Here is an 11,383-nt window from a genome sequence, read left to right on the forward strand (position 1 = left end):
TGGGGCTTAAGAGGCTGTTCATCCACCCATTCTAAGCTGAAGGTTCGAGTATCGCCCGGCTACGAGTTTTGGCCGAGCCATGATGGAGCACTTTATGGCCCCCTTGAGCACTGCAGTTGAGGCAGAGCCGTTCACCGAAATTCGCACGCGCGCTGCCCGGCCAGTGGATCTGGTCCATCTCGCCAAGCAATGCCTCGGCGATGAGGCACTGGAGCGCGAGGTTCTCCGTCTCTTCGATACGACGATCACCGATTACTACGGCCGCCTGAAGCTTGCGACGAGCTTTGACGATCTCAGCCTCGTGCTGCACTCGATCAAGGGCGCGGCCGGTGGCGTGGGCGCCTGGTCCATCGCCGAGCAGGCCAAGGCCATGGAACACGAAATGCGCAGCGGCCGGCCGCTATCGCAGGAAAAGATCGACGATCTTGGGATCGTCGTCGGCGACGTACGGGACTTTATCGCGCGCATGGTTGGACAGGACGCGGCCTGAGGCGGTATTGCTTGTCTAGCCTTTTCGATGAGAGCATCATCGAATGAAGATCACTATTGTTAGGACGCCTTTGGGCGAAGCGCCGCAATGGGTGCGTGAGGCCTGGATTGGCCTCACCTTTCCCGTCATGGGCGAAAAGCAGCGGATGGCGGCCTATGGCGTGCTCACCCGGCCGCGAAACTGGTTTGCCCAAGTGTGGGCCAATTTGACCGGCAAGAGTTTTGAGATGACGGGGTATCTCGTCAATGCCAAGCTCGCTGTCGACTTGTTGGCCGAGCACCAACTGGAGGCAGCGGCATGGTGGCGTGAGCATCTGCCGGATCGACTCGACGGCGAAGGCCAGTTCCTTTTCGATGCAGACGCTTGCGAGGAAGTCAGTTCAATCGCTGATCGCGCGGTTTGACCATGTCCTTGTCACGCCATATACAGCGCCCAATATCTTAAACGTGCCGGGCGGGATGCTGCGGCCGCATTTGTCAAAAAGCCCATGTCCCTTGCCAGTGCCGCCGAGGTTTCTCCTCGGGTCAATCTTGAACCGTTTCGTACCCGTCGGACCTTTGCGATCATTTCGCACCCTGACGCCGGTAAAACCACGCTGACCGAACGGTTGCTGGCGGCGGCTGGTGCTATTCAGCAGGCGGGCGCGGTTCGCGGCAAATCTGGCGCGCGCTCGACGCGGTCGGACTGGATGGAAATGGAGCAGCAGCGTGGCATTTCGATTTCGTCATCCGTGATGACGTTTGAATTCGACGGGCTCACCATGAACCTGCTCGATACGCCGGGCCACTCGGACTTTTCCGAGGATACCTATCGCACGCTGACCGCGGTCGACGCGGCGATCATGGTGATCGACGCGGCCAAGGGTATCGAAAGCCAGACGCTTAAGCTGTTCGAGGTGTGCCGCCTGCGCGACATTCCGATCATCACCTTCATCAACAAGGTGGACCGCGAGGGCCTGGCGCCGCTCGATCTGATCGATGAGATCCAGAGCAAGCTGGCGCTCGACCTGACTCCGGTGCTGTGGCCGATCGGGCAGGGGGTGGATTTCCGGGGCTATATCGACCTCTTGGAAAAGCGCGTGGTGACGCCGCAGGGCAAGACGCTGGCGGATTTCGAGGTGATCGATGATCTGCTCGAGGTGGAAAGCCTCGTGGATGATCCGGTATTCATGGTGGCGCTCGAGACGCTGGAAATGGCGCAGGCGATGTTGCCTGAGTTTGACCTTGGCGTGTTCCATGAGGGCCATATGAGCCCGGTGCTGTTTGGCTCGGCGCTCAAGGGTATCGGCGTGGCTGAACTGCTGCGCACGCTGGGTGATTGGGGCCCGGAGCCGCGGCCGCAGCCGGCGCTGCCAAACCCGATTGCGCCCGATGAAAAGAAGGTTTCGGGTTTTGTGTTCAAGGTCCAGGCGAATATGGACGCGAACCATCGCGACCGTATTGCCTTTGTGCGCCTCTGCTCGGGGACGTTTACCCGCGGCATGCGCTTGAAGAATGTGCGGTCGGGCAAGGATATGGCCGTGGCCAATCCGATGTTCTTCTTCGGCAATAATCGTGAACTGGCTGAAGAGGCCGTGGCGGGCGATATCGTGGGTATTCCCAACCACGGGACGCTGTCGGTGGGCGATACGCTGACCGAGGGCGCGACGATCAATGTCACCGGCATTCCGAACTTTGCGCCCGAAATCATTCGCCGTGTGCGTCTCGTCGACGCGATGAAGACCAAGCAGATGTCGAAGGCGCTATCCGATCTCGCGGAAGAAGGCGTAACGCAGGTTTTTCGCCGCATGGTTGGCGCGGACTGGATCGTCGGCGTGGTGGGCCAGTTGCAGCTCGAAGTTTTGGCGAGCCGGGTCAACAAGGAATACGGCGTGCCGATTACCTTTGAGCCCATGGGCTTTGAAGTGGCGCGCTGGGTCGATAGCGACGATGCCGACGAATTGAAGCGCTTCATTCAGGCGCAGAAGACGAATATGGCCGAGGACCGGGCGAATGCGCCCGTGTTCCTGGCGCAGAACGCGTGGTGGGCGGATCGGGCCAAGCAGGATTGGCCCAAGATCAAGTTCCTCACGACCAAGGAACGGCATTGAGCGCCCCCGACCGCATAGAGGAATTTGTCCTCGCGCTGCAGACTGGCTTTATCGATGGATCGATCATCAAGCTTAGGCTTGGCGGCTATCATGGCGCCGAGGCCGAGCTGAAGAGCGTCGAGGGTCGCAAGCTGGCGCTGAAGGCGGGCGAACGGATGAGCCTCGTCTGGAGCTACAAGACGCGCGACATCACCAAGAACCTGATCATCGACGATGCCATGAGTTTTGTCCGTGATGGCTTGTCGACGTCGTTTCGCAGCGGACGGCTGGAGACTAGGGATTTCGACCTGCAGATCGAACGGCAGGGCGACAAGTTTCGGCTGAAGAAAACCGAAGTCTCGGGGCGCGAAGTGGCTACGGCCGGGCACGATCGGGTGAAGAACCGGCCGCTTGAGGCGGGTGCAAAGCCGTGGATGCAGGCGCTGGGCATTGCCGGTGCGGACGGCAAGGTCCTGGCGGCGTCGCAGGATAAGTTTCGACAAATCAACAAGATGGTCGAAATTTTTGCGCCTTTGATTCACGAGCTTTCGGCCAAGACGCCGCGCATTGTCGATATGGGCGCGGGCAAGGGCTATCTCGATTTTGCGCTGTTCGATTATCTGCAGGGTAAGGGTGTGCCGGCCAAGGTGATCGGCGTCGAGATGCGGCCCAAGCTGGTGGATGACGGCAATAAGCTGGCGGCGCAGAGTGGGTTTGCGGCGCTGCAGTTCGTGCCTGGATCGATCCTTGATTATGACGCGAGTGGCGCCGACGCGGTGATTGCGCTTCATGCCTGCGATACGGCGACCGACGACGCGATCTTCAAGGGGATTTCATCGGGAGCCGAGCTGATCGCCGTGGCGCCGTGCTGCCACAAGCAGGTGCGGCGGCAGATGGAGGCGGGGACCTCGGACAATCGGCTGGACTTCTTGCTGCGCCATGGCACGTTCATGGAGAAGCAGGCCGAGATGGTGACCGATGGGCTGCGGGCGCTACTGCTCGAGGCCTCGGGTTATCGGACCAAGGTTTTCGAGTTTGTCTCGGATGCGCATACGCCGAAGAATAATCTGATCGTGGCGCAGAAGGGCAAGGCTGGCTCGCGCGAGGCGGCGCTGAAGAAGGTGGCTGATGTGAAAGCCATGTTCGGGATCGAGCGGCATTATCTTGAGGGGTTGCTGGGGCTTTAGGGGCTGCCGAAATATCTGGAGCTGCCTGGACATCCCCCTCATCCGGCGCTGCGCGCCACCTTCTCCCCTAGAGGGAGAAGAATGGTGCGGTGCTTTTGGATGCATAGGGTCCCTCTTATTCCTCTCCCACTCGGGGAGAGGGTGGATCGCGCAAAGCGCGAGACGGGTGAGGGGGCTCTAACGTAGGTCAGCCATTCACCCTTTCGCCTACCCAACCTCGCTCGTGTGGCCTATATCCTCATGCACCAGCAAGCCTAAAAGGTCCCCATGACCAAGATCACCTTTGTTACTTCAAGCGGCGACCGCATCGAGACGGAAGCCGAAAACGGCGCGACCGTGATGGAAACGGCCATCATCAACGCCGTGCCTGGAATTGTCGCGGAATGCGGCGGCGCCTGCACCTGCGCAACATGCCATGTCTATGTCGATGATGCCTGGCGCGAGACTGTCGGAGGGCCTTCGATGATGGAAGAAGACATGCTCGATTTCGCGTTCGACGTGAAGGATGCGAGCCGGCTGTCCTGCCAGATCAAGGTGAAGGACAATCTCGACGGGCTCGTCGTTCACGTGCCTACCCGGCAGGGCTAAGCGCCTCAGGCAATTCCAGCATTTCGCGTAGAGGCGGTTGGCCGCATTTTTTTGCCTGCCACCGCCATTCCACCTTAGCGTCATTCTAAGGTAACCCTGCCAAGGGAAATATAAAAGCGATTGAATTTCAACGCCTTGTTCCAATCCCCTACCTGCGACTATTTTGGCGCACAATTGGAATAGGACTAGTATGACTCGCCTCAACACATTTCCGTTGAGCTACAAGGTCAAGGGCAAGCGCATCATCATCGTCGGCGGCACCGACGAGGCCCTGAACAAAGTCCGGTTGATCGCTAAGACTACTGCTTCGATAGAGATATATACGCGACAGGTTGAGACGGATTTTTCCGGCTACGATCTGACCATTTTCGAGCGGCCGCTGGCCGTCGGTGATATCGATGGCGCTGCCATGGTGTTCGTGGCTGACGAGGGCCCGGATGGCGCCTTGGCCGCTGCCGAGGCGCGCCGGCTGAACATTCCGCTCAATGTGGTCGACGTCCCTGACCAGTGCGATTTCTATACCCCCTCCATCGTTGATCGGGCGCCGCTGAGCGTCGCCATTTCGAGCGAAGGCGATGCGCCGGTTTTGGCGCGGCTGGTGCGCGCGCAGATCGAGGCGCTGCTCTCGCCGGGAATCGGGAAAATCGCCGGTCTGGCTGGCGGTTTACGCCATAAGGTTGAGAGCTTGATTCATGATGGCGCCGCCCGGCGTCGCTACTACGAGGATTTGGTGACTTCGCCTGCGGTCGAGCGGGCCGTGGCGCAAGGGCAGGGCGAGGCTGAGGCAATAAAGCTGCTTGAGAGCCATGTTGCGACGGGTTCTGGCGCTGGCGTCGTCTGGCTAATCGGGGCAGGGCCAGGTTCGGCCGATCTGCTGACCCTGCGGGCGCAGCGCTATCTGCAGCAGGCGGACGTGGTGGTCTATGACCAGCTTGTGCCGGCCGAGGTCGTGCAGATGGGCCGTCGAGATGCCGAGCAAATTTCCGTCGGCAAATCGAAGGGCAACCATAGTTTCACCCAGGGCGAAATTAACACGCTGATCGTTCGACTCGCAGGCGAGGGCAAGCGCGTGGCGCGGCTCAAGTCGGGCGATCCGATGGTCTTCGGACGTGCCGGCGAAGAGATCGCGGCGCTGCGCGAAGCGGGGATCGGCTTCGAAATCGTGCCGGGCGTGACTTCGGCTCTTGCCGCCGCGGCGGATACCGCGACGCCAGTGACGTTGCGGAAAGTGTCGACTGGCTTGGTCGTTGCGACAGCGCATGGGGCTGAGGATAGCGAATTGGCGCATTGGGCGGCGCTGTCGCTGACGGGTCTGACCCTCGCGCTTTACATGGGCAAATCGATCGCGGCGGAGACAGCGGCGCGGCTGCTTGCAGCAGGTGCGGAGGCTGATCTGCCGATTGGCATCGTCGTCAATGCGGGACGGGCGAGCAGCCGGTCCTATTCGGGAAATCTGAGGGAATTGGCGCGCGGCGCGGTCGCATTCGAGGATGGCCCAGCCGTCATTCTCGTTGGCCGGGCTGTGGCGCATGGCGATTGGGTTGAGGCCGTCGCCGGAGAATTAGAAAGTTTCAAGGTAGCATGAGCAAGGAAATCCTTACGGGGAACGAATTGATCTCGGGCGCGACGGTTTACCTGTCGGCATCCGGCGATTGGGTGGAAGCGCTGAGCGCTGCGCGTCTTTTTGAGAAGGAAGACGCAGCCGAGCGCGATGGCGCTGTTGCGGCGACCAAGGCGACCGGTCGTGTGATCAGCCTTGAAATCGAAGAAGTCGATGTCGTCGATGGGCAGATCGTGCCCAAGCGGCTTCGCGAACGTATCCGGGCTGCGGGTCCAACCGCGCCATTGACGCTACATGGGCAGGCTTACGACCGCCAACATCTGGGTGAGGACGGTCATGTATCGATATGACGAATTTGACGCCGCGTTCGTCGCGGGCCGCACGGCGCAGTTTGCCGATCAGGTGAAGCGCCGCATTTCGGGGGAGCTGAGCGAAGATCAGTTCCGGCCGTTGCGGCTGATGAACGGGCTCTATCTGCAGCTGCACGCCTATATGCTGCGCGTCGCCGTGCCCTATGGCACGCTGTCGTCCAAGCAGATGCGCAAGCTCGCCCACATCGCGCGGGTCTACGACCGTGGCTATGGCCATTTCACCACGCGCCAGAACATCCAGTACAACTGGCCTAAGCTGAAGGACATTCCGGTCATTCTGGAAGAGCTGGCATCGGTCGAGATGCACGCGATCCAGACCTCGGGCAATTGCATCCGCAATGTGACGACGGACCAGTTTGCCGGCGCCGCTGCCGATGAGATCATCGATCCGCGGCCAGTCGCCGAAATCCTGCGCCAGTGGTCGAGCCTTCATCCCGAATTCTCGTATCTACCGCGAAAGTTCAAGATCGCCATAACCGGCGCGCCGCACGATCGCGCGGCGATCCGTTTCCACGATATCGGGCTGCAGGCTGCGGTGAATGGTGCGGGCGAGATCGGCTGGGAAGTCTGGGTTGGTGGTGGCCTTGGCCGCACGCCGATGATCGGAAAGCTGATCAACAGCTTCGTGCCAAATGAGCATCTGCTGGCCTATCTCGAAAGCATCATGCGCGTTTACAACCGCTACGGTCGTCGGGACAACAAGTATAAGGCGCGCATCAAGATCCTCGTGCACGAAGAGGGTCTGGAGACCATCAAGGGGCAGGTCGAGGCAGAATTTGCCGAAGTGCGTGGCGGTGTGCTGACGTTGCCGAGCGAGGAAGTCGACCGCATCAGCGCCTACTTTGCGCTGCCGGATTTTACGGCGCAGAGCCTGACCAAGATCGACGTCGCCTATGAGTCTATCATCGATCCTGCCTATGGCCGGTGGCTCGATAACAATATCAACGCTCACAGCCAGCCCGGCTATGCCTCGGTGACGATTTCGCTGAAGCCGGTTGGCGGTGCCCCGGGCGATGCGACGGATACGCAGATGGAGGTCGTGGCTGATCTCGCTGAACAGTATTCCTATGACGAGCTGCGCGTGACGCATGAGCAGAACCTCGTTCTGCCGCATGTGGCGCTGGCCGATCTGCGTGCCGTCTATGATGCACTGGTGGCTGCCGAGCTGGCTGAGGGCAACAACAACCTCATCACCGATATGATCTGCTGTCCGGGCCTCGATTTCTGCGCCCTGGCCAATGCCCGCTCTATTCCGATTGCGCAGGAGATTTCCAAAAAGTTCGCCGAGCCGGCGCGTCAGAAGGAAATCGGTGAGCTCAAGATTAAAATTTCAGGCTGCATCAACGCCTGTGGGCACCATCATGTGGGGCACATCGGCATTCTCGGCGTCGAGAAGAAGGGCGGCGAGCTCTATCAGATCACGCTGGGCGGTGACGCCACAGAGCATGCTTCGGTGGGCAAGATCATCGGGCCGGGTTTCGAGGCCGAGAACGTGCCGGGCGCTATCGAAAAGTTGGTCGATTTTTACATCGCCCAGCGCACGAGCGAAGACGAAACTTTCATTGCAGCCTATCGGCGTCTTGGGGAAGCGCCATTCAAGGAGGCGTTGTACGGCAATGCTTAGTGGCAAAGCAGATGCTTCTATTCCTCTCCCCCTCGGGGAGAGGTGGCTCGGCGAAGCCGAGTCGGTGAGGGGGATTTCTCCACTCGCGCTGACGCATCCCCCTCATCCGGCGCTGCGCGCCACCTTCTCCCCGAGGGGGAGAAGAATAGACGGCATCGCGTTCTCGGAGAAATCCTATGGGACTGCCTAAACTCGCGCCCGCTAAGGCGGCGCATGACAAGCTGAAGTCGCTGGGCATTCTGGCGCTCAATGGCATGTTTGACGAAATGGATGCGGTCGGCGTCTTGCGCTACGCCGTGTCCGATGTGCTTCCCGGCGATCTTGCTATCGTCTCGTCCTTTGGGGCGGATTCGGCGGTGCTGTTGCATATGGTGGCGCAGGTCGATCCGTCGATGCCGGTCTATTTCCTTGAGACGGGCAAGCACTTTGCCGAGACGCTGGCCTATGTAGAGACGCTGAAGAAGCAGTTCGGCTTGATCAATGTTCACGCCATCCACCCCAATTCGGATGACGTGAAGCGGTTCGATCCCGAAGGGACGCTTTGGGAGACGGACCCTGATTCCTGCTGCCATATTCGAAAGACCGAGCCGCTGGAGCCGGTGACTGAGCAATATGGTGGCTGGGTGACCGGGCGGAAGCGCTATCAGACCACGGAACGCGGCGTGCTGCCGCATTTCGAGCTGACGAGCGATGATCGGATCAAGGTCAATCCGCTGGCCTATTTCTCCGATGCCGACGTTATCGAATATCGCCAAAGGCATAACTTGCCCGAGCATCCGCTCTATGCCAAAGGCTACAAGTCTATTGGCTGCGCGCCTTGCACTTCGGTCGTCGCCGAGGGCGAGGATCCGCGTGCCGGACGGTGGCGCGGCCTGAATAAAAAGGAATGCGGCATCCATTATGATTTCAGTGGAGCGATCGCTAATCCGATGACTGCTGCAGCCCGCCATACGCTCTGGAAAGACGGCGCTTTCATTGCCGACCCGTTCAAGGAATGGGTGGAAGGCACCAAGCCAGCCGATGCCCGCTATGTCCACGTGCCGCTGCCGGAATTCCTGGCCAATCGTGCGGATTATCTGGCAAGCCAGCATCCGCTGGGGCTGCTGGTGTCGCCCGGTGAGAAGATCGAGGATGTTGTCGATGACCTTTTGCGCTTTGCGTCGGTCGCGATAAAATTCCCGGCCTTCTCGGATGGTCGCGGTTATTCGACCGCTCGCCTCCTGGTCGAGCGGTTCAAATATGCCGGTGAAATCAGGGCTGTAGGCGATGTTCTGCAGGATCAGATTCCGCATATGCGCCGCTGCGGGTTCAACGCGCTGGTGGTGACCCACGAGCCGACCCGCGAAGCGCTGATCGAGAACCGGTTGCCAGAAATGGCGCTGTTTTATCAGCCCGTGGGCGTCACCGAAGTACCGGTCGGTACTCGGCCCTTCCTTCGTCGCGTCTCCTAGGATAAGTGGAGCGTGTCGATCAGGTAATCCCTGGGGGTTACTTCCAACACCGCGTCATCCCCGCTAAGGCGGGGATCCCTCTCCTTGCGCAGGGAGATTCCCGCTTTCGCGGGAATGACGCCGAGCAAAATTGCGGACCCGCCGTCCGCCAAGGCAGAGACAAATGAGCACTGAGATCACCACCGACGTTGTCGTTATCGGCGCTGGGCCTTGCGGCCTGTTTGCGGCTTTCGAACTCGGGCTCTTGGATATCAAATGCCATTTTATCGACATTCTCGACCGCCCAGGCGGCCAGTGCGCCGAGCTGTATCCGGAAAAGCCGATCTACGACATTCCGGCTTTCCCGATGATCACGGGCCAGCAGCTCACCGATAATCTGATGGCGCAGATCGCGCCGTTTTCGCCCGAATTCCACTATTCGCGCATGGTCAATTCCATCGAGAAGCTGGAAGATGGCTCGTTCAAGCTGCAGACCGATGCCGATGAAACCTTCTTCACTAAGGTTGTGGTGATCGCGGCGGGTGGCGGCTCGTTCCAGCCCAAGCGCCCGCCGGTGCCTGAGATCGAGCTTTATGAAAACAAGTCGGTCTTCTATGCGGTGCGCAAAATCGAGGATTTCCGCGGACAGGACGTTGTCATCGTCGGCGGCGGCGACTCGGCACTCGACTGGACGCTCAACCTGCAGCCGATCGTGCGCACACTGACGTTGGTGCACCGTCGCGATGCTTTCAAGGCGGCGCCGGCTTCGGTCAACAAGATGAAGGAGCTGGTGGGCGAGGGGAAGGTCAACTTCCAGCTCGGCCAGATCGCCAAGCTCGATGGCGAGAACGGCCAGATCAACCATGTGCATCTGACGACCGAAGCGGGCGATCTGTCGATCCCGGCGACGCGCCTGCTGCCGTTCTTTGGCCTCACCATGAAGCTCGGTCCTGTGGCCGACTGGGGGCTTGAGCTCAACGACAACACGATCGTCGTCGATACCGAGAAGTTCCAGACGTCGGTCCCCGGCATTTTTGCGATCGGCGACATCAATTCTTATCCAGGCAAGCTCAAGCTGATCCTTTCTGGCTTCCACGAGGCCGCATTGATGGCGCAGGCTGCGAAGTCGATCATTTCGCCGGGCGAGCGCGTGGTGTTTCAGTACACGACCAGCTCGACCAAGCTGCAGAAGAAGCTAGGTGTGGCTTAGGCCCACCGAAAATGCGATTGTCCCCCGGCCTTGAGCCGGGGGCCATCCCGAGATCTCAAGATGGATCCCGGCTCAAGGCCGGGATGACAGCCGATGGTTTGAGGTGCACTTTGCCCAAACCAATGTCCTACTTGCCTTCCCGCCCCATACAACGCTAAGCACGCCCCGCTGTTGAGGAGCGCCCGATGAAGATTTCCGTTACCGACCAGGCAGGCGAAGTGCACGAGCTCGAAGGGCTCGAGGGCTGGCGCGTGATGGAGGTCATTCGCGATTGGGGTCTTAACATCAAGGCCGAGTGCGGCGGTGCGCTGAGCTGCGCCACATGCCATGTCTATGTCGATGATGATTGGCTCGGTGCGGTCGGTGCGCCGAGCGACGAGGAAGAGGATATGCTCGACAGCGTCGGCGATGTGAAATTGAACTCGCGCCTATCATGCCAGATCCTCTGCTCGGACGATCTCGATGGGCTGAAACTGACGCTGGCGCCGAGCGCTGCCAAAGACGCCTAGAGCGCGTTGATGTCGACGGGCTCGAAGCGGAGCGAAGTCGCTTCGCATTCGTGCCATTCCATTTCGGCGCCGGCCTGATCTTCCTTGCCATAGCACCAGTCGCGCTCATTGAGCGCGGTGCCATAGACCGAGCGGGCCGCGCAATTGGCCCAGGTCTTTACGTCATTGCCGCTATTGCCGCGGCAAATGGCGTTTGCATCCTCATAAAGCTCGATGAGTTCCGGCGTCGTTTCCGACGGATCGGGAAACTGTTTGTCTCCCTGTGCATGGGCGGCGGGGACAATGGCAAGGGTAAGAGCGAAGACGGCGAGGGCTTTCATGGGCAAACTCCGCGTTGGCAGAGAA

General features: G+C 60.0%; 12 protein-coding genes. 11 read left to right on the forward strand and 1 reads right to left on the reverse strand.

Annotated elements, in window-relative coordinates; translation table 11 throughout:
* Window positions 1-94: 94 nt before the first annotated feature.
* The 11 genes from DevBK_RS03755 (at window position 95) to DevBK_RS03805 (ending at window position 11,038) form a co-directional block, all read left to right on the forward strand.
* Window positions 95-490: an Hpt domain-containing protein gene (locus DevBK_RS03755; RefSeq protein WP_317184516.1), complete on the forward strand. Its 396-nt coding sequence runs from the start codon at window positions 95-97 to the stop codon at window positions 488-490.
* A 43-nt stretch (window positions 491-533) separates the two neighbouring features.
* The gene (locus DevBK_RS03760; RefSeq protein WP_317184517.1) at window positions 534-893 is read left to right on the forward strand and encodes a hypothetical protein; all 360 of its coding nucleotides are present in this window, start codon (window positions 534-536) and stop codon (window positions 891-893) included.
* An 84-nt stretch (window positions 894-977) separates the two neighbouring features.
* Window positions 978-2,579, forward strand: a complete 1,602-nt coding sequence (locus tag DevBK_RS03765; protein ID WP_317184518.1) for a peptide chain release factor 3 — start codon at window positions 978-980, stop codon at window positions 2,577-2,579.
* Window positions 2,576-3,745 carry an SAM-dependent methyltransferase gene (locus tag DevBK_RS03770; RefSeq protein ID WP_317184519.1) on the forward strand — a complete coding sequence of 390 codons (1,170 nt, stop codon included), beginning with the start codon at window positions 2,576-2,578 and terminating at the stop codon, window positions 3,743-3,745. Before DevBK_RS03765 ends, DevBK_RS03770 begins: the two co-directional genes overlap by 4 nt.
* Before the next feature lie 267 nt (window positions 3,746-4,012).
* Window positions 4,013-4,333 carry a 2Fe-2S iron-sulfur cluster-binding protein gene (locus tag DevBK_RS03775; RefSeq protein ID WP_061911142.1) on the forward strand — a complete coding sequence of 107 codons (321 nt, stop codon included), beginning with the start codon at window positions 4,013-4,015 and terminating at the stop codon, window positions 4,331-4,333.
* Window positions 4,334-4,523: 190 nt separating this feature from the next.
* Window positions 4,524-5,918, forward strand: coding sequence for a siroheme synthase CysG (gene cysG / locus DevBK_RS03780; RefSeq protein ID WP_317184520.1), 1,395 nt, complete (start codon window positions 4,524-4,526; stop codon window positions 5,916-5,918).
* Window positions 5,915-6,244, forward strand: coding sequence for a DUF2849 domain-containing protein (locus DevBK_RS03785; protein WP_061911145.1), 330 nt, complete (start codon window positions 5,915-5,917; stop codon window positions 6,242-6,244). Before cysG ends, DevBK_RS03785 begins: the two co-directional genes overlap by 4 nt.
* Window positions 6,231-7,889, forward strand: coding sequence for a nitrite/sulfite reductase (locus DevBK_RS03790; protein WP_317184521.1), 1,659 nt, complete (start codon window positions 6,231-6,233; stop codon window positions 7,887-7,889). Before DevBK_RS03785 ends, DevBK_RS03790 begins: the two co-directional genes overlap by 14 nt.
* Before the next feature lie 176 nt (window positions 7,890-8,065).
* Complete coding sequence (locus DevBK_RS03795; RefSeq protein WP_317184522.1) at window positions 8,066-9,340, forward strand: phosphoadenylyl-sulfate reductase; 1,275 nt, start codon at window positions 8,066-8,068, stop codon at window positions 9,338-9,340.
* A gap of 163 nt (window positions 9,341-9,503) precedes the next feature.
* Window positions 9,504-10,529, forward strand: a complete 1,026-nt coding sequence (locus DevBK_RS03800; RefSeq protein WP_061911149.1) for an NAD(P)/FAD-dependent oxidoreductase — start codon at window positions 9,504-9,506, stop codon at window positions 10,527-10,529.
* A gap of 185 nt (window positions 10,530-10,714) precedes the next feature.
* Window positions 10,715-11,038, forward strand: coding sequence for a 2Fe-2S iron-sulfur cluster-binding protein (locus DevBK_RS03805; protein WP_061911151.1), 324 nt, complete (start codon window positions 10,715-10,717; stop codon window positions 11,036-11,038).
* Here the strand turns inward: DevBK_RS03805 and DevBK_RS03810 are convergent.
* Entirely contained in the window at window positions 11,035-11,358 is a 324-nt protein-coding gene (locus DevBK_RS03810; RefSeq protein WP_061911153.1) for a hypothetical protein, read from the reverse strand. The two genes, DevBK_RS03805 and DevBK_RS03810, sit on opposite strands and share 4 nt — an antisense overlap.
* Window positions 11,359-11,383 lie beyond the last annotated feature (25 nt).

Origin of the sequence: Devosia sp. BK (genome assembly GCF_032907385.1) — a bacterium.
In the GTDB taxonomy this organism is placed as follows: Bacteria; Pseudomonadota; Alphaproteobacteria; order Rhizobiales; family Devosiaceae; genus Devosia.

Excerpts from the sequence above, each read along its gene's own strand:
- DevBK_RS03755 (WP_317184516.1), top strand. The coding sequence starts at position 95 with ATGGCCCCCTTGAGCACTGCAGTTGAGGCAGAGCCGTTCACCGAAATT.
- DevBK_RS03760 (WP_317184517.1), top strand. The coding sequence starts at position 534 with ATGAAGATCACTATTGTTAGGACGCCTTTGGGCGAAGCGCCGCAATGG.
- DevBK_RS03765 (WP_317184518.1), top strand. The coding sequence starts at position 978 with ATGTCCCTTGCCAGTGCCGCCGAGGTTTCTCCTCGGGTCAATCTTGAA.
- DevBK_RS03775 (WP_061911142.1), top strand. The coding sequence starts at position 4,013 with ATGACCAAGATCACCTTTGTTACTTCAAGCGGCGACCGCATCGAGACG.
- cysG (WP_317184520.1), top strand. The coding sequence starts at position 4,524 with ATGACTCGCCTCAACACATTTCCGTTGAGCTACAAGGTCAAGGGCAAG.
- DevBK_RS03785 (WP_061911145.1), top strand. The coding sequence starts at position 5,915 with ATGAGCAAGGAAATCCTTACGGGGAACGAATTGATCTCGGGCGCGACG.
- DevBK_RS03790 (WP_317184521.1), top strand. The coding sequence starts at position 6,231 with ATGTATCGATATGACGAATTTGACGCCGCGTTCGTCGCGGGCCGCACG.
- DevBK_RS03795 (WP_317184522.1), top strand. The coding sequence starts at position 8,066 with ATGGGACTGCCTAAACTCGCGCCCGCTAAGGCGGCGCATGACAAGCTG.
- DevBK_RS03800 (WP_061911149.1), top strand. The coding sequence starts at position 9,504 with ATGAGCACTGAGATCACCACCGACGTTGTCGTTATCGGCGCTGGGCCT.
- DevBK_RS03805 (WP_061911151.1), top strand. The coding sequence starts at position 10,715 with ATGAAGATTTCCGTTACCGACCAGGCAGGCGAAGTGCACGAGCTCGAA.
- DevBK_RS03810 (WP_061911153.1), bottom strand. The coding sequence starts at position 11,358 with ATGAAAGCCCTCGCCGTCTTCGCTCTTACCCTTGCCATTGTCCCCGCC.